Origin of the sequence: Kitasatospora sp. NPDC052896 (assembly GCF_044547075.1) — a bacterium.
In the GTDB taxonomy this organism is placed as follows: Bacteria; Actinomycetota; Actinomycetes; order Streptomycetales; family Streptomycetaceae; genus Kitasatospora.
The window spans coordinates 1-17,000 of record NZ_JBITZU010000001.1; the positions used below are offsets into that span (position 1 = coordinate 1).

A 17,000-nucleotide genomic window follows, 5' to 3' on the forward strand; every position below is an offset into this window, starting at 1 on the left:
ACCCGAACCAGACGGTCCAGGCCGGGGATGTCAACATATCTGGCGTTGACTTTTGGCACGCTGTTGAGTTCTCAAGGAACGGACACTTCCTTCAGACCGCTCTCGCAGGCCCTCCGGGCGTTTCGTTCTTTCGTGTCTCCAGCTTATCAGATCCGATCCGCACTGTTTGACCAGTGTTTTTCTTCCTGATTCCCGCTGGAGGGATTCCGTTCACCAACCCGCGAAGCCTATCAAATGGTTTCGGAGGTTCGATTTCCGGTTCGACTTGCCGGGCCCGCATCCTGCTGGACGCATCCGCCTCGACCTGTCGTGTAGTAGACCCTACTGCTGGCTTCGACTGGTGTCCAGTCCGTCCCAACCGTTCGAATCTACTGGCCTCCGGGATCCGTGTCAACGGCTCCGGCGACCGAAGAGAAGACTAGCAGGTCAGAAGGGGTCAGGCCGCCACGGGCTGGAGGTCTGCGCGGTCGGCCGCCTCGACGTCGCCGACCTCACCGACGGCGGCGGCGCGGCGGCCGAGGACCAGCGCGTAGAGCAGGAACAGCGTCTCCGCGGTCCCGCCGATGCCGATCCGGGCCCAGGTCGGCAGCCCGGAGGGCGTGACGAAGGCTTCCAGGATGCCGCTGACCAGCAGCACCGCGGCCAGTCCGAGGGCCATCCCGATGGTCGCCCGGCCCTCCTCGGCCAACGCCGCGCCGCGCTTTCGCGGCCCTGGGTCGATCACCGTCCAGCCCAGCCGCAGGCCCATGCCGCCGGCCACGAAGACCGCGGTGAGTTCCAGCAGGCCGTGCGGCAGCAGCAGGCCGAGGAAGAGGTCCAGCCGGCCGGCCGAAGCCATCAGCCCCAGGCCGACCCCGAGGTTCAGGACGTTCTGGAGCAGCACCCAGAGCACCGGCAGGCCCAGGAAGACTCCGAACACCAGGCACTGGGCCGCGATCCAGGCGTTGTTCGTCCACACCTGCGCGGCGAAGGAGGCGGCCGGCCGATCCGAGTAGTACGCCTCGTACTCACCGCCGGGCCGGGTCATCTCGCGCAGCTCGGCCGGGGTGGCCAGGCTGTCCCGCACCTCCGGGTGGGTCGCCACCCACCAGGCGACCAGCGCCGCGGCGAGCAGCGAGACCAGCGCGATCGAGAGCCACCAGCGGCGCGAGCGGTACAGCGCGGCGGGGAAGCTCACCGTGAAGTAGCGGGCGACGTCCCGCCAGCCGGCCGATCGGCTGCCGGTCACCGCGTCGCGGGCCCGGGCGACCAGGGTGGTCAGCCGGGCGACCAGCGCGGGGTCGGGGGCGGTCGCCTGGACCCGGGCGAGGTGGCCGGTGGCCCGCTGGTAGAGCGCCACCAGCTCGTCCGCCTCCTCGCCGGTCAGCCGGCGCCGCTTGCAGAGCACCTCCAGCCGCGCCCACTCCGCCTGGTGGGCGGCGACGAGATTGTCCGGGTCCATGCGGCTCTCCCAGCGGGCAGGCGGGCGGATAGGCGGGCGGGCCGGCGGCCCGGGGCACAGCTTGCCAGAGCGGTGATCGGCACGGACCGACCGCGGGCGCTTTCCCAGGTGCGGGCTTTCCGCCCTCGGCGAGCGGCCCGTATGTTGACCGTGGAATATCGGAAGAACCAGGGGGCGGGCGGGTGGACCGCGTCTCCTCCTCGGACGGGAACGGACGGGTGCCTCAGTGAGCGACCTGGTGACGGGCGAGGCCGTCGTCCTCGACCTGCGGGCGGCGAAGCTGCCGAGCAGGGCCCTCGCGGTGCTGCTGGACCTGGCGGTGCAGTTCCTGGCGTACTTCCTCTGCGTCTTCGCGCTGCTCGCGGTGCTCCCCGACCTCGACGGCGCCGCCGCGGCCGCGCTGATGGTCGGGATGCTGGTCTTCTTCCTGGTCGCCCTGCCGGTGCTGGTGGAGACGCTCTCCCGCGGGCGCTCACTGGGCAAGCTGGCACTCGGCCTACGGGTGGTGCGGACCGACGGCGGCCCGGTGCGCTTCCGGCACGCGCTGGTGCGCGGCCTGGTCGGCGTCTTCGAGATCGTCATGCTGACCGGGATTCCGGCGGTGATCACCTCGCTGATATCCAGCGAGGGCCGCCGGCTCGGCGACGTCTTCGCGGGGACGCTGGTGGTCCGGGAGCGGGTACCGGCGGCCGACCGGGGCCGACCGGTGCTTCCGCCGCCACCGGTGATGCAGGCGCTGGGCTCGGAGCTGGTCCGGCTGGACCTGTCCGCGGTACCTCCGGGCCTGTGGCTGGCGGTGCGCCAACTGCTCTCCCGCTCGGAGCAGTTGGACGGCGAGGTGGCGCTGCGAATGGCCGGGCGGCTGGCCGGTGACCTGGCGCAGCGGATCCGCTGGGAGGTGCCGCCCGGCCTGCACCCGGCGCTCTACCTGGGTGCGGTGCTGACCGAGCGGCAGCGCCGCGAGTGGGCCCGGGCGAACGCGCCGGCCGTGGTGCCGCCGCCGCTCGGGGCGTTCGGGCCGGCGCCGGTGGCCGTGCCCGCGCCGCAGCCGGTGACACCGGCGCCGGCCTCCGCGCCGAAGCCCGTCCTCGGGAGCACCGACGGGGGCTTCGCCCTCCCGGGGTGAGCGCTCAGCCGGGCGTCCACGGGTTCGGCGGTGAATCCAGCTCCTCCAGCTCGACGCCCGGCGCCGCCAGCACCACGTCGCCGGCCAGGTGGACCTCCCGCTGCTCGCCGGTCTCCAGGTCGGCCACCTGGTACCGCTCGACCACCAGCGGCCCGGTCTCGGTCGGGTGGCTCGCCACCTCCACCAGCCGCCAGCCCTGGTCGCAGGTGCGCGGGGCCAGCGCCGCCCCGCTGAACGCGACCAGCCGGACCCGGGCCGACGCCCCCTCCGCCAGCCGCAGCAGCCGCGCGGTGGCGATCAGGAAGGCCGGCGAGTCCCCCGCGAAGCCGTGCGCCCGGTCGTGCCCCTCGCTCGCCGAGTCGCCCGTCGGGTCGGCCGGGTCGGTGCGGACCCAGGCCACCCCGTCCACCGCCCCGCCGCGCACCTGCCAGCCGCCGGCCCGCAGCTCCATCCGCAGCGGCCGGCTGCGCGAGTCCAGGGTGAGGTCGACCGTGCCCAGCACCGCGCCGCCCGAGGCGTAGGTCTTCGACACGTAGCGCCACCCGGCCGGCCCGGGCGCACAGCTGAACCGCTCCTCCCCGAGCGGGGTGCGGTCGTGCGGGTCGTACAGCGAGTACCGGCCGTTGGGCATGGACCGAAGCCTACGGGCAACGGCGCGGCGGCCGGCGCCCCCCGAGGGGACACCGGCCGCCGGGCCGACAACGGGCGATCAGTACCGGTACTGCTCGGCCTTGTACGGGCCCTCGACCGGGACGCCGATGTAGTCGGCCTGCTCCTGGGTCAGCACGGTGAGCTTGACGCCCAGCGCGTCCAGGTGGAGGCGGGCGACCTTCTCGTCCAGGTGCTTGGGCAGCACGTACACGCCGATCGGGTACTGCTCGGTCTTGGTGAACAGCTCGATCTGCGCGATCGTCTGGTTCGCGAAGGAGTTGGACATCACGAACGACGGGTGCCCGGTGGCGTTGCCGAGGTTCAGCAGCCGGCCCTCGGACAGCATGATGATCGTGTGGCCGTCGGGGAAGCGCCACTCGTGGACCTGCGGCTTGACCTCGGTCTTCACGATGCCCTCGAGCTTCGCCAGACCGGCGATGTCGATCTCGTTGTCGAAGTGGCCGATGTTGCCGACGATCGCCTGGTGCTTCATCTTCGCCATGTGCGAGGCGAGGATGATGTCCTTGTTGCCGGTGGTGGTGACGAAGATGTCGGCGATCGAGACGACCTCGTCCAGCGTGGTGACCTGGTAGCCGTCCATCGCCGCCTGCAGCGCGCAGATCGGGTCGATCTCGGTGATGATCACCCGGGCACCCTGGCCGCGCAGCGACTCCGCGCAGCCCTTGCCCACGTCGCCGTAGCCGCAGACGACCGCGACCTTGCCGCCGATCAGCACGTCGGTGGCCCGGTTGATGCCGTCGATCAGCGAGTGCCGGCAGCCGTACTTGTTGTCGAACTTCGACTTGGTCACAGAGTCGTTGACGTTGATCGCCGGGAAGAGCAGCTTGCCGTCCCGGTGCATCTCGTACAGCCGGTGGACACCGGTGGTGGTCTCCTCGGTCACGCCCTTGATGGTCGCCGCGACCTCGGTCCACTTGGCCGGGGACTCCGCCAGCGTGCGGTTGAGCAGCTCGAGGATGATCCGGTACTCGTCGTTGTCCGCGGTGGACGGGTCCGGCGCCTCGCCGGCCTTCTCGAACTCCACGCCCTTGTGGATCAGCAGCGTGGCGTCACCGCCGTCGTCCAGGATCATGTTCGGCGTCTGGCCTTCCGGCCAGGTCAGCGCCTGCTCGGTGCACCACCAGTACTCCTCCAGCGTCTCGCCCTTCCAGGCGAAGACCGGGATGCCCCGCGGGTTCTCCGGGGTGCCCTCCGGGCCGACCGCGATGGCGGCGGCCGCGTGGTCCTGGGTGGAGAAGATGTTGCACGAGCACCAACGGACCTCGGCGCCCAGCGCGACCAGGGTCTCGATCAGCACCGCGGTCTGCACGGTCATGTGCAGCGAGCCGGTGATCCGGGCCCCCGCCAGCGGCTGCGCCGCCGCGTACTCCTCGCGGATCGACATCAGGCCGGGCATCTCGTGCTCGGCGAGCTCGATCTCCTTGCGGCCGAAGGGGGCCAGGGAAAGGTCGGCGACCTTGAAGTCACCGGAAGGGTTGGATGACATACGTCAGCTCCTAGCTGCGCGGAACGGATGGACCGAGGTCCCGTGGGTGCCGCGGAACGCGCCCGCTACTCGGGTACGGCGAACGGGCGGTGCGACCACCGCCCGCGACGACGCAGGGACGCCGCGCTCCAGCACCATCCGTCGGAGGACCTCTCTCCCTCGACCGGGCGGGCGGCGGACCGCGCGCACTCGATCGACCGCCATCAGCAGCGACGTTCGGCTCAGGGACGAATCTACACCGAGGGCCCGCGGCGATGGGCGGGTACGGCGGGATCCGGCCGCGCGGAGGGGCCGGCTCAGTGCCCGGCCGGGCCCGGGCCGCCCGGGGTGGCCGCCGGGTCCGGGCCGGCCGCCGCCTGCTCGGCCGAGAAGACGTCGGGCTCCAGGTAGATCGCCCGGGCGATCGGCACGGCCGCCCGCACCCGGGCCTCCGCCGCGTCGATCGCCACGGCCAGCTGGGTGGCGGTGGCCTCCGCCCGGACCCCGACCTTGGCCGCGACCAGCAGCTCCTCCGGCCCGAGGTGCAGGGTGCGCAGGTGGATCACCCGGGTGAGCGAGCGACCGTCCACCAGCGCCGCCCGGACCGCCGCCACCACCGACCGGTCGGCGGACTCCCCGATCAGGAGCGACTTGGTCTCCAGCGCCAGCACCACCGCGATCAGCACCAGCAGCAGGCCGATCGTCAGCGTGCCCAGGCCGTCCCAGACGCCGTCGCCGGTGAGCACGGTCAGCCCGACGCCGGTCAGCGCCAGCACCAACCCGATCAGCGCGCCGGTGTCCTCCAGCAGCACCACCGGCAGCTCCGGTGCCTTGGCCCGGCGGACGTACGCGACCCAGCCGGCCGTGCCCTTGGCCCGGCCCGCCTCGCGGTAGGCGGTCCGGAACGAGAGGCCCTCCATCACGATGGCGAAGACCAGCACGCCGACCGCCCAGGCCCAGCCGCGCAGCTCGTGCGGGTGCCGGATCTTCTGGTAGCCCTCGTAGACGGCGAACAGCCCGCCGACGCTGAACAGCACGATGGCGACCAGGAAGCCGTAGACGTACCGCTCCCGGCCGTAGCCGAAGGGGTGCTCCTCGTCCGCCACCCGGGCCGCCCGCCGGCCGCCGATCAGCAGCAGCACCTGGTTGCCCGAGTCGGCGACCGAGTGCACCCCCTCGGCGAGCATCGAGGACGACCCGGTGAAGGCGAACGCGGTGAACTTGCCCAGCGCGATCGCCAGGTTGGCGCTCAACGCGGCGACCAGAGCCCGGGTGCCGCCCTCGGTGCTCACCGCGACTCGCTCAGAGCGTGACGGTGGCGCGGAACAGCACGCCCGCGCCGCTCAGCAGGGTGTCCCGCCCGCTCGCCGGCAGGTAGGCGGACTGGCCGCGCTCCAGCGTCAGCGTCTCACCGGCGCCGGTCAGCCGCACCGAGCCCTCGGTGCAGAGCAGGACCTGGGCCGCCCGACCGGACACCGCGCGCTGCGGGCCGTCGGCGGTCAGCCGGTAGCGGGAGAGCCGGAACTCGTCGATCGGGACGGCGAACAGCTCCTCGCCGTCCTCCCCCGCGACCGGGCCGCGCACGCCGGCCTCGCCCGCCTCGAAGCGGACCACCCGGAGCAGCTCGGGCACGTCCACGTGCTTCGGGGTGAGACCGCAGCGCAGCACGTTGTCGGAGTTGGCCATGATCTCCACGCCGGTGCCCTTGAGGTAGGCGTGCGGGATGCCCGCACCCAGGTAGAGCGCCTCGCCGGGCTGCAGCCGGACGTGGTTGAGCAGCAGCGCGGCCAGCACGCCGGCGTCGGCCGGGAAGTGCTTGGCGGCGTACGCGTAGCCGGACCAGGCGGGCGCCCAGGGCGAGCCGGGCTGCTCGACGAGCACCCGGTCCAGCGCCAGGGCCACCTCCTTGACGGTGACGGCGACCACCGCCGGGTCGGTGGAGAGCACGGTCGCCACCGCCTCGCGCAGCGCCTGCTCGGCGGGCTTGGTGCGCAGCAGGTCGATCAGCGGGGCCAGCCCGGGGACGGCCAGCTGCTCCATCAGGTCGGCCGTCGCCAGCGGGTCGCGGAAGCCGCACAGGCCTTCGAACTCGTCCAGCGCGCAGATGAGTTCGGGCTTGTGGTTGGCGTCCTTGTAGTTGCGGTGGCCGGCCTCGACCGGCACCCCGGTGGCCTCCTCGGCGGCGAAGCCGGCCTTGGCCTGGGCCAGGTCCGGGTGCACCTGGAGGGAGAGCGGGATCTCCGCGGCCAGCACCTTGAGCAGGAACGGCAGGGTCGGACCGAACTTCTCCACCGCCTCGGCGCCCAGCTCGCCGACCGGGTCGGCGGCGATCACCTCGGCCAGCGAGCGCGGGCCCTCGCCGCGGTCCACCCGGGACGGCTCGCCGGGGTGGGCACCGAGCCAGAGCTCGGCCTGCGGCTCGCCGGTGGGCCGTACGCCGAGCAGGGTCGGGATCGCGGTGGTCGAGCCCCAGGCGTAGGGGCGGACGGTGTTGACGAGGCGGTCCATGGGCGGGGCCCTGCTCCTTGCGTCGAGGCGGCTTCGCTGCCGTTCTGCTGCTTTTCTCCCGGTTCGGGCCCTCAGACCCTAACCGACCTGGGCTCAACGGCCCGCCCCACCCGCCAGTCCCAGATAGACCGCGGCGAAGTCGGTGAGTGCCACCAGCTCGGCGAAGGCCGCCAGCGGCTGGGGGCGCAGACCGGCGAACTCGGTGAGCCGGACCTCGTGGTCGGCCGCCAGCCGCTGGGCGCGGCGCACCGCGTGGCCGGCCGGCGCCGGCTCCGGGACGGCCTCCGGCGGGACCTCCTCCACCGCCGCGGGCTCCTGCGGGGTGTGCCGCAGCAGCAACACCTGCAGCATCAGCGGGTCCGGCTCCTCGACCCGGTCGCGGAAGAAGTCCTCCGGGTCGGCGCCGGTGCCGAGCTGCCCGGTGAACATGCCGCGGTGCGCGCCGAGCACCTGCGGCAGCCGTCCGGTGACGGCGGGCCGGCCGGCCCGGTCGGCGAGCTGTTCGGCGAAGCGCTCGGCCGCCGCCGCGGCGACCGGACCCTCGCTCCAGATCAGCGGGACGGTGCCGGAGAGCTGGGCGGCCAGGCCCTTGGCCTGGTTGAGGTAGGCGGCGGCGTCCGGCCGGTAGCGGACGGCCAGCTCGTCCAGCAGGTCGGCAGTGGCGGCCAGGTCGGCGGCGCCCTGCTCCAGCACGCCGAGCCGGTCGGCGAGCGCGAGCAGCGGGGTGAGGAAGGCCCAGAGCGCGGCCGGGTCCTCGGCCGGCAGGTCGCGCTCGGCGGTCTCCGCCGCCGGTTCCTCGGTGGTCGCCGACACGAACGACAGCGGCAGGGCGCGCACCTGAAGGGCGGCCTGGGCCAGCGGGCGGCCCTCGGGGGCGATCACGGTGATCGCGCAGCCACGGGCGTAGGCCTGCTCGGCGAGGGTGATCAGACCGGCCTCGGTGCCCGCCGCGGAAGCGATCACCAGCAGGTCCAACGGGCCTGCCCAGCCGGGAAGTTGCCAGGTCAGCCCGGCACTGAACGGGTCGCCCGGCGGGGCGGGGGTGACGTCCAGCGGGGCGACCGGCTGGACCAGGGTGCCCGTGCCGGCCAGCGCGGCCAGCGCGGCGGCGGCGGCGGTCAGCGCGCCGCCGTGACCGGCCACCAGGACGGCCCGCGGGCGGCCGTCCGGCCGCAGCTGCGCCAGGCCGGGCTCGACCTGCCGCAACGCGGTCCGGATCCGGGCCCCGGCACCGGCCAGGGCGAGCAGGGCGTGATCCCGGTCGGCGCGCTGCAGGGCGGCCGGGTCGTCGAGCAGGCTGTCGTCGAGCATGCGGCCGGCCTCCGGGCTGGCAGAAGCGGACGGGATCAGGCGGGGCGGCGGGCCTCGTCCACCAGGAGGACGGGGATGCCGTCGCGGACCGGGTAGACCAGGCCGCAGCCGTCGCCGGCGCAGACCAGCTCGGGCTGCTCGGCGGAGCCGGCCTCGGTCAGCTTGGCCCGGCACTGCGGGCAGACCAGGATCTCCAGGAGGAACGGTTCGACGGTCATGGGCGGGCTGCTCCAGTGCTTCGGACGGGCGGCGGGACGCGACACGTCCCGACCGGTAGCCACCCTACCGGCCGACCGCCCGCTCCTCACCGCAGGCGGGTGAGGAGCGGGCGGTCGTCGGCGGCCCCGGCCGTCTGGCGGTGACGTCAGGCGCGGACCACGGCGAGCACCGCGTCGCGCAGCTCGGCCATCTTCTTCTGGTCCTTGGCCTCGACGTTCAGGCGCAGCAGCGGCTCGGTGTTGGACGGGCGCAGGTTGAACCACCAGTCGGCGCCGGCGATGGTCAGTCCGTCCAGCTCGTCCACCGTGACGCCCTCCTGCGAGGCGAACTCGGCGCGCACGGCCGCGGTACGGGCGGCCTGGTCGTCGACGGTGCTGTTGATCTCGCCGGAGGCGGCGTAACGGTCGTACTCGTGGGTGAGCGCGGAGAGCGTGCCCTCCTGCTCGCCGAGCGCGGCCAGCACGTGCAGCGCGGCCAGCATGCCGGTGTCGGCCCGCCAGAAGTCGCGGAAGTAGTAGTGCGCGGAGTGCTCGCCACCGAAGACCGCGTCGGTCTCGGCCATCTCCTGCTTGATGAAGGAGTGGCCGACCCGGGTGCGGACCGGGACGCCGCCGTGCTCGCGGACCACCTCGGGGACGGTCCAGGAGGTGATCAGGTTGTGGATGATCGTCGGGTTGTGCTCGCCGGCGGCCTTGGCCCGGGCGATCTCGCGGACCGCGACCAGCGCGGTGATCGCCGACGGGGAGACCGGCTCGCCGCGCTCGTCGATCACGAAGCAGCGGTCGGCGTCGCCGTCGAAGGCCAGGCCGATGTCGGCGCCGACCTCCTTGACCTTGGCCTGCAGGTCGACCAGGTTCTTCGGGTCGAGCGGGTTGGCCTCGTGGTTCGGGAAGGTGCCGTCCAGCTCGAAGTACATCGGGACGACGTCCAGCGGCAGGCCGTCGAAGACGGTCGGGACGGTGTGGCCGCCCATGCCGTTGCCGGCGTCCACCACGACCTTGAGCGGGCGGATGGCGCGCAGGTCGACCAGACCGAGCAGGTGGTCGGCGTAGCCGCGCAGGGTGTCCTGCCGGGTGACCTTGCCGGGCTCGACCTCGACGGTCGGGACGGTCACGGTGTCGTCCTCGTTGATCCAGCTCTGCACCAGCTCGCGGATCTCGGCCAGGCCGGTGTTCTCGCCGACCGGGGCGGCACCGGCGCGGCACATCTTGATGCCGTTGTACTGGGCCGGGTTGTGGCTCGCGGTGAACATCGCGCCGGGCAGGTCCAGCTTGCCGCTCGCGTAGTACAGCTGGTCCGTGGAGCAGAGGCCGATCTCGGTGACGTCCGCGCCACGAGCCGCCGCGCCCTCGGCGAAGGCGCGCGACAGGCCCGGGGAGGAGGGCCGCATGTCGTGCCCGACCACGATCGCCTTGGCACCGGTCACCTGGACGAACGCTGCACCGAACGCCCGGGAGAGGTCCTCGTCCCACTGGTCCGGGACGACTCCCCGGACGTCGTACGCCTTGACGAGCTGCTTCAGGTCGCGCACTGCGGCTCCACCCTGGTCTGTGTGTCTGGATAAGGGCTGGTCTGCCCACGGTCACGATACGTCGCCGGGGTGAGAGGGCCGTGAGTCCCCGCCCGGGCAGGGGAGCAGCGTACCGGGTACGGGTTGCGCGCCCGGAACGCCGAGTTGACCAAGTGCGGACGGGTTCCGGACCGGCGATCAGTTCTCCGGCGATCAGTTCTCCGGCGAGCGCAGCACTCTCAGGTGGCCGCGGCGGCCGGCCTCGTTCGGCTCGCCCTCCGGGCGGGGGGCGCGCTCCGGCGGACGGGCCGCCTCGCGCACCGCGTTGGCCAGCGCCTCCAGGTCGTCACTGCTGCGGCGCAGCGGGCCGGCCTCGGTGGCCAGCCGGACCACCTCCCAGCCGCGCGGGGCGGTCAGCCGCTCGGCGTGCTCGGCACAGAGGTCGTAGCAGTGCGGCTCGGCGTAGGTGGCGAGTGGGCCGAGCACCGCGGTGGAGTCCGCGTACACGTACGTCAGGGTCGCGACGGCTGGTCGGCCGCACGCGGTCCGCGAACAACGACGTACATGGCTCACGAGGGTGGACGGTACCGCACCGGCGGCCGGCTGGCTAAGACCCGGGTGGCCGAGTTGGTTCGTGTCGCGCGCGAGCGCCGCCGGTTTGCCGTTGGCGTGGTCCATTTCCTGGCCTCCAAGGACTAGGCTCGTTCCTGATATGGACAGCTCCGCACCGCCACCGCCCGCACCGCAGCCGCCCACCGGTCGGCCGCACGGTCCGCGGCGCCGTGACCGGCACGGCCGCGGCCTGCGCGGCCCGCTGGCGCCGCCGCAGGTGCCGATCTCGCTCAGCCGCTCCGAGCTGTTCGACGACTACGTACGGGAGTCGGTGGAGCGCCTGGAGCGGCGCTGGCCGCAACTGATCGACGTCGAGTTCGCGGTGGACGAGGTCCCCGAGCAGGGCCCGGGCGAGCCGGAGCTCGCGGCGGGCGGCGGGGTGCCGCTGGGCCGGGTGCTGCCCGCCCGGCAGGGCCGCAAGAGCCAGATCGTGGTCTACCGGCGGCCGGTGGAGATCCGGGCCAAGTCGCGCGACGACCGGGCGGCGCTGGTGCACGAGGTACTGATCGAGCAGGTCGCCGAGCTGCTCGGGCTCTCCCCGGACGCCATCGACCCGCGCTACGACGAGGACTGACACCGAGTCCTCGCCGTCCCCCGCCCGCCCCGGCCGCGCATCAGTGGACCAGCCCGCCCGGGTCCTGGTCGGCCTGTGGCACCTGGACGTAGCTGTGGTCGTCGGTGAGCGCCTGGATGGTGAACATCGGGATGTTGTTGGTGGTCACCGTCAGCATCCTGGCCGCCATCACCGGCCCGCCGGAGAGCGTCTCCACCGTCACGCCGTAGGGGCCGTTGCCGCCGCTCGGCTCGGGAGCCGGCAGGGAGACCGTGTTGCCGGCCGGGATCTGGACGGTCTGGGTGGTCGGCGTGCCGCCGCCGGTGCTCGCCGAGGCGGTCACCCGGACGTTGGCGGCACCACCCGTCGCGGTGAGGAGCAGGGTGGACGCGCCGCCGCCGCGGACGTCGGCGACGGTGGCCCGCTTGCCGACCGGCTGGCTGCCGGCCAGCCAGGTGGAGTCCGACTTGCCGCCCGAGCCGCGGTCGATCCGCAGTCCGGCCACCACCGGGGTCGCGTTGGCCGGGTCGGTCGGGCTCAGCCGCAGCGCGGAGACCACGCCGTTGCTGCTCTGCCCGACCCGGGTGATCGTCCCGAGGTCGACGGCGTTGACCATGCCGGCCTTGACGTGGATCGACTCGTGCCCGGCGGGGACGAACCAGCCGGTCGGGCCGGAGAGCTCGATCTTCAGGTCGGCGTCGTCCTGGCCCGGGGCGAAGACGATCAGCCGGGCGTCGGAGAGGTCGGCGGGCAGACCGGGGATCACCAGGCTGGGTGCCGGGTCCACCGAGGCGGGCAGCCAGTCGGCGCCGGCCGAGCCGTCCGCGGCGTGCAGTGCGGCACCCACCCGGCCGCTGCGCACCAGCACCTGCACGGCCAGGTCGTCGACCTGCCCGTTGGTGACGGTGGAGAGCAGGATCCGCTGCGAGCTGCCGGGGGCGACGGTGATGCCGCTGGCGGTGTCGGAGTCGACCTCGCCCTGGTCGCCGTAGATCTTCAGGTCGACCACGGCCGAGCTGGACTCGACGTTGGTCAGGCTGACGTAGTCGTGGCGGTTGCCGGAGGTGCTCGCACCGGTGAACCAGAAGCTGGTGCCGTCGGGGGTGCAGGTCACCCCGGACAGGCCGGTGTTGGTCTGGTCGGTGGCGGCGGTGGTCTGGGTGACCGTGAAGCCCGGGGCGAAGGCGCCGGTGGCGACCGCGCTGGTGCCGGGGGCGCTGTCGCCGGAGGCGGCCTGGACGCTGACCGGGACGCCGGGCTTGGCCAGGGTGAGCCGGGCGCTGCCGCCCGACTGGCCCGGTGCGGCCGAGGAGGAGGCGGCGGCGGACGGCGAGGCGGACCCGGACGGCGCGGGCGAGCCCGAGGGGGCGGGCGAGGCGGGCGGGTTCACGTCGGTCACCGTCGCGCTGCCGCCGGCGGCCGAGCCGCCGGTGCCCGGGGTGAGCGCGGTGATCGTGGTGCTCCCGGTCAGCCCCTGGATCGGCGCCGGGCAGACCGCGGCCGTCCGCTCGACCTGCGCGGCGGCGGCCGTCTGGGCGGGGCGCGCCGCCGGCGGCGCGGGCGGGCGGGCCTCGGCGACACCGAACACCAGGGCCAGCACCCCGGCGGCGGCCAGCACCGACAGGCCGTTGCGGCTGCGGCCGGGGGCGCCGAGGCGCGCGGGGGCGGCGGTGGTCTTCGCGGTCTTGCGGGACAGGGCGGGCTTCTTCATCGCGGGTCGGCTCCGTCGTGGTGCGGGTGACCGCCGCCGTAGGAGGCGTCGTCGGGGTGGTACGGCTGCTGCCAGCTCTGGCCGTCGACCGGGTAGCCCTGGGCGGCGTACGGGTCGTAGCCGTACTGGTCGACCGGGTAGGGCTGGGCGGCGGCGCCGTCCGGGCCGTAGCCCTGGTACGGGTCCGACACGTACTGCGGCGGCGGCGGATAGCCGGCCTCGTACGGCTGTTGGGCCGCGTACGGGTCGTAGCCGTACGGGTCGGCGTGCTGGTAGTCGGCGGGCTGCTGGTACGGGTCGTACTCCGGGGTCGCCGGGTACGGATCCTCGGTGGTCTGCGCGGGGACGACCGGCTCGGTGCCGTAGACCCCCGGGTCGACCTCCTCGGCGGATCCCTCCGGCTCGCCCTCGCCGCGCTCGGCCAGCCGGCGGGCCCGGCGGCTGCCGGGGGCCGGGGGCTCCGCCGGGGCGGCGGCCGACGCCGCGGCGGCGACCGCCTCCTCCGGCAGGTCGTCGTCGTTGTGGTTGCGCCGGCCGGGCAGCGCGAGCACCAGCACGGTGACGGCCAGCAGCACCTGGAGGGTGATCCAGCCGGTGTGCAACAGGCTGCCGTCGCGGGTGACCGAGAGGGTGCCGCCGCCGGCCGGCAGCTGGAAGCCCTGGGCCCAGCCGTCCACGGTGACCGGGGTGAGCGCGGCACCGTTGAGGGTGGCGTGCCAGCCCGGGTCGGCCTGGTCGGCCAGCCGCAGCACCCGGCCGGCCGGGCCGGCCGGGATGGTGGTGGCGATGTCCACGGTGGCGGCCGGCACCGGGACCGGCGGACCGCCGCCCGGCGTGGTGATCACCGCGCGGACCGCCGGCTCGCCGGTGACCTGCCAGATGGCGGTGCCGTTGTCCTGGCTCATCGGAGTCAGGCCGGGCGTTGTGTCCAGCACGTTCTGGACCTTGGCGATCAGCGGGTCGTGCACCACCACGTACTGCACGCCGTAGCCGGCCAGCGCGGTGGCCTGGTCGGCGCCGGAGCCGGCCAGCAGGCTGCCGACCAGGTTGTTCAGGGCCGGGCCGGTGGTGCCGGCGTCGTCCACGGTGCCCTCGGCCTGGCCGAGGGTCAGGCCGGAGCCGCGGGCCAGCGCGAAGCTGACCGAGGTGGCGCTGGCGTCCCCGGTCAGCACCAGCGCGCGGGCCCGGTCGCTGGTGCCGGCCTCCTCGGCGATGAAGGCGGGCACCTGGCTGTCGGAGGTCCGGCGCAGCGGGCCGTCGGCGCCGCTGACGGCCCACCAGAACGCGGTGCCGACCGGGGCCAGCACGGCCGCGGCGAGCAGCAGCGCGGCCACCGGCTGGCGCCAGCCGAAGGCGATGCCGGCGACCCGGGCGTTGGCGCCGTCCGCGCCGATCGCCGCGGCGGCCAGCAGCGCGACGCCGCTGAGCAGGGTGGCCGGGCCGGCCCAGGCTGCCACCGGCAGACCACCGGAGGCGGGCGTCACGGCGGTGCCGGCCACCACGACCGAGAAGAGCAGGCAGGCCCCGGCCGCCGCCCAGGCGACCAGCACCGCGCGCCGCCGGTCGGCCCGGAGCAGCGCGGCCAGCGCGGCCAGCAGCACGCCCGCCGAGAGCCAGACCGGTGGCACGCCCGCGCCACCCGGGTTGAGCAGCAACAGGCCGGCCGGGGTGGCCCGGTGGCCGTCGAAGACCGGCAGACCGGCCTCCAGCAGCAGCCGCGACGGGTGCGTGAGCACCTGTACCGACCAGGGCGCCAGCACCAGGACCGGCGCGCCGAGGATCACCGCGACCCGGGTGCCCAGCAGCCGCAGCGCGGTGAGCCCGCTGCCGTAGGCGCCGCCGCGCAGCACCGACGCGACCAGCGCGGCCAGCGTCAGCGGCACCGCGACCGCCCAGACCAGCGGCACGAAGGCGGTGCACGCGGTGAGCAGCAGCACGGTCGTCCAGGTGGACCGCCAGCCGGGGCGCAGGCCGCGGGCCGCGGTCTCCCGGCGGATGCCCAGGCCGGCCGAGACCGCGGCGGCCCGGGCCAGCGGCGGCAGCAGCACGGCGAGCACCGCGGTGCCGAGCCGGCCCTGGGCGATCGCGCCGGTGGCCGCGGGCAGCAGCGCGTAGGTGGCACTGGCCCAGGCGCGGACCAGCCGGGAGCCGATCAGCGGACGGGAGACCAGGTAGGCGCTGACCGCGGCGAGCGGGACGGAGAGCAGCAGGAGCAGCGTGACCGTCAGGTCGGCGTGGTCGAACAGCAGCCAGGAGAGCACCGACAGCAGCCCGAGGTAGGGCGGCGCGGTGGCGGTGGTACCGGTGCCGATCGGGTGCCAGCCGCTCGCGTACATGTCCCACAGGCCGCCGGCGCCGTCCGAGGCGGGCAGCAGGGCGCCGCCGAGCAGCGAACCGCTGCCCAGCAGGTTGCGCCCGGCGATCAGCGCGAAGAGCAGCAGCGAGACGAAGAGCACCGGCGCCGGGCGCCGGGCGAGCTTCCTGAGCAGCGCGAACTGCTCGACCTCCAGCACCTCGTTGTCCTCGTCGCCCGGACCGGCCTCGGCCGAACCGTGCCGGCCGACACCGTCGTCCCCGCCGCCGATGCCGAGCGAGCCGATCGCGGTCTCGACCGTGAGCCGGGCGGTGGCGCCGGGCGCGGGGAAAAGGCTCCGGTCGTCCAGCGCCTCGTTCGAACGGGCCCCGGCGCGACGCTTACGGGCCGCCAACAGCCTTGGCAGCCGGACGAGTTCGTGGCCGAGGCCGGCGATCTCGTCGAAGGCCTGGCGGGGGTCCTTGCCGATCAGGTTGGCCAGCACCCGCAGCAGGGTGCCGAGCACCAGTCGGAGCAGGACGTAGGGGAAGACCGCCCGCTTGGAGTTGGCGAGCAGGGTGTAGACCGCGCCGGCCTTGTCGACCCGGTGCGGGTGCGCGGCTCCGCAGTCGATCGCGCGGCGCTCGCGGCTGGCGGCCTCGGCGTGCCGGAGCACGGCGTCCGGGGCGACCACCACCCGGTGGCCGGCCGCGTTGACCCGCCAGCAGAAGTCGGTGTCGTCGCGCATCAGAGGCAGCGCGCGGTCGAAGCCGCCGAGCTGTTCGAAGACGTCGCGGCGGACCAGCATGCCCGCGGTGGAGACCGAGAGCACCGGGCGGACCTGGTCGTGCTGGCCCTGGTCCTGCTCGCGGCGGTCCAGGCCGGTCCAACGCCGCCCCGAACGGGCGATCGTGACGCCGACCTCCAGCAACTGCCGGCGGTCGTACCAGCTGCGCAGCTTGGGGCCGATCACGGCGGCGGACGGGGTGCTGTCGGCGACCTGGAGCAGCCGGCGCAGCGCGTCGGCCTGCGGCTCGCAGTCGTCGTGCAGCAGCCAGAGCCACTCGACCGGCTGGGTCTGCCGCGGGCCTCCGCTGACGAGGTCGTCGGCGGAGGCGAGCGGGTCGCCGAAGTCGTCCCAGCCACCGGTGACCGGGTCGTAGCCGGAGGGGTCGAGTCGGTAGGGGAGGTCCTCGGTGCGCAGCGGCGGCGCGGCGGCGACCGCCTCGGCGACCGCGGTGCCGAAGCCGGCCCGCCGGCCGAGCACGATCGGCCCGGTCGAGGGGAGCCAGTCGACGAGGGTGTCCCTCAGCAGCTGCGGGGAGGCGTCGGTGCTGCCGGTGTCCACTGCCGTGATCCGCTGCACCTGCCGGTCCTGGCCGAGCAGCCCGGCCAGCGCCTGCGGCAGCCAGCGGGCGCCGTCGTGGCTGACGATGACGGCGGTGACCAGGTGGCGGGGGTAGGCGGGCGGGCGGGCCCCGCCGCCGAAGGGGCTCGTGGACAGCTGGGCGGACGAGGGCTGGTCAGAGTAGCCGCTCTGGTGGCTGTAGGCAGTCATCGAGTGCGCGGACCCGGTTCC

13 protein-coding genes are annotated in these 17,000 nt (G+C 74.2%); 2 read left to right on the forward strand and 11 right to left on the reverse strand.

The features are described from left to right. Window positions 1-436 precede the first annotated feature (436 nt). Entirely contained in the window at window positions 437-1,441 is a 1,005-nt protein-coding gene (locus ACIGXM_RS00005) for a stage II sporulation protein M (RefSeq protein ID WP_396555140.1), read from the reverse strand. 226 nt (window positions 1,442-1,667) lie between these two features. Here ACIGXM_RS00005 and ACIGXM_RS00010 point away from each other — a divergent pair, with 226 nt between their 5' ends. After that, complete coding sequence (locus tag ACIGXM_RS00010) at window positions 1,668-2,567, forward strand: RDD family protein (protein ID WP_396555142.1); 900 nt, start codon at window positions 1,668-1,670, stop codon at window positions 2,565-2,567. Window positions 2,568-2,571: 4 nt separating this feature from the next. On the opposite strand, the gene ACIGXM_RS00015 is transcribed toward ACIGXM_RS00010, so the two are convergent. From ACIGXM_RS00015 to ACIGXM_RS00050, 8 genes are all read right to left on the reverse strand, one after another. Then, entirely contained in the window at window positions 2,572-3,198 is a 627-nt protein-coding gene (locus tag ACIGXM_RS00015; protein WP_396555144.1) for a hypothetical protein, read from the reverse strand. A 78-nt stretch (window positions 3,199-3,276) separates the two neighbouring features. Next, entirely contained in the window at window positions 3,277-4,725 is a 1,449-nt protein-coding gene (gene ahcY, locus ACIGXM_RS00020; RefSeq protein ID WP_396555146.1) for an adenosylhomocysteinase, read from the reverse strand. Between the two features lie 296 nt (window positions 4,726-5,021). Continuing rightward, window positions 5,022-5,996: a cation diffusion facilitator family transporter gene (locus ACIGXM_RS00025; RefSeq protein WP_396555148.1), complete on the reverse strand. Its 975-nt coding sequence runs from the start codon at window positions 5,994-5,996 to the stop codon at window positions 5,022-5,024. Window positions 5,997-6,006: 10 nt separating this feature from the next. Beyond that, window positions 6,007-7,212: a mannose-6-phosphate isomerase, class I gene (gene manA, locus ACIGXM_RS00030; RefSeq protein WP_396555150.1), complete on the reverse strand. Its 1,206-nt coding sequence runs from the start codon at window positions 7,210-7,212 to the stop codon at window positions 6,007-6,009. Window positions 7,213-7,305: 93 nt separating this feature from the next. Then, window positions 7,306-8,523 (reverse strand): SIS domain-containing protein, encoded by a 1,218-nt coding sequence (locus ACIGXM_RS00035; protein WP_396555152.1) that lies wholly within the window; start codon window positions 8,521-8,523, stop codon window positions 7,306-7,308. A gap of 35 nt (window positions 8,524-8,558) precedes the next feature. Continuing rightward, the gene (locus tag ACIGXM_RS00040) at window positions 8,559-8,741 is read right to left on the reverse strand and encodes a Trm112 family protein (RefSeq protein ID WP_396555154.1); all 183 of its coding nucleotides are present in this window, start codon (window positions 8,739-8,741) and stop codon (window positions 8,559-8,561) included. Between the two features lie 146 nt (window positions 8,742-8,887). Next, window positions 8,888-10,273: a phosphomannomutase/phosphoglucomutase gene (locus tag ACIGXM_RS00045; protein ID WP_396555156.1), complete on the reverse strand. Its 1,386-nt coding sequence runs from the start codon at window positions 10,271-10,273 to the stop codon at window positions 8,888-8,890. Window positions 10,274-10,465: 192 nt separating this feature from the next. Then, window positions 10,466-10,825: a DUF3499 domain-containing protein gene (locus tag ACIGXM_RS00050; RefSeq protein ID WP_396555158.1), complete on the reverse strand. Its 360-nt coding sequence runs from the start codon at window positions 10,823-10,825 to the stop codon at window positions 10,466-10,468. Between the two features lie 139 nt (window positions 10,826-10,964). Here ACIGXM_RS00050 and ACIGXM_RS00055 point away from each other — a divergent pair, with 139 nt between their 5' ends. Then, complete coding sequence (locus ACIGXM_RS00055) at window positions 10,965-11,438, forward strand: metallopeptidase family protein (RefSeq protein ID WP_396555160.1); 474 nt, start codon at window positions 10,965-10,967, stop codon at window positions 11,436-11,438. Window positions 11,439-11,478: 40 nt separating this feature from the next. Here the strand turns inward: ACIGXM_RS00055 and ACIGXM_RS00060 are convergent, their stop codons facing one another. Then, window positions 11,479-13,128, reverse strand: a complete 1,650-nt coding sequence (locus ACIGXM_RS00060) for a DUF5719 family protein (RefSeq protein WP_396555162.1) — start codon at window positions 13,126-13,128, stop codon at window positions 11,479-11,481. Continuing rightward, window positions 13,125-16,979, reverse strand: coding sequence for a glycosyltransferase (locus ACIGXM_RS00065; protein WP_396555164.1), 3,855 nt, complete (start codon window positions 16,977-16,979; stop codon window positions 13,125-13,127). Before ACIGXM_RS00065 ends, ACIGXM_RS00060 begins: the two co-directional genes overlap by 4 nt. Window positions 16,980-17,000: the final 21 nt, after the last annotated feature.

Coding starts and splice junctions, on each gene's coding strand:
- ACIGXM_RS00005 (WP_396555140.1), bottom strand. CDS start 1,441: ATGGACCCGGACAATCTCGTCGCCGCCCACCAGGCGGAGTGGGCGCGG.
- ACIGXM_RS00015 (WP_396555144.1), bottom strand. CDS start 3,198: ATGCCCAACGGCCGGTACTCGCTGTACGACCCGCACGACCGCACCCCG.
- ahcY (WP_396555146.1), bottom strand. CDS start 4,725: ATGTCATCCAACCCTTCCGGTGACTTCAAGGTCGCCGACCTTTCCCTG.
- manA (WP_396555150.1), bottom strand. CDS start 7,212: ATGGACCGCCTCGTCAACACCGTCCGCCCCTACGCCTGGGGCTCGACC.
- ACIGXM_RS00035 (WP_396555152.1), bottom strand. CDS start 8,523: ATGCTCGACGACAGCCTGCTCGACGACCCGGCCGCCCTGCAGCGCGCC.
- ACIGXM_RS00040 (WP_396555154.1), bottom strand. CDS start 8,741: ATGACCGTCGAACCGTTCCTCCTGGAGATCCTGGTCTGCCCGCAGTGC.
- ACIGXM_RS00055 (WP_396555160.1), top strand. CDS start 10,965: ATGGACAGCTCCGCACCGCCACCGCCCGCACCGCAGCCGCCCACCGGT.
- ACIGXM_RS00060 (WP_396555162.1), bottom strand. CDS start 13,128: ATGAAGAAGCCCGCCCTGTCCCGCAAGACCGCGAAGACCACCGCCGCC.
- ACIGXM_RS00065 (WP_396555164.1), bottom strand. CDS start 16,979: ATGACTGCCTACAGCCACCAGAGCGGCTACTCTGACCAGCCCTCGTCC.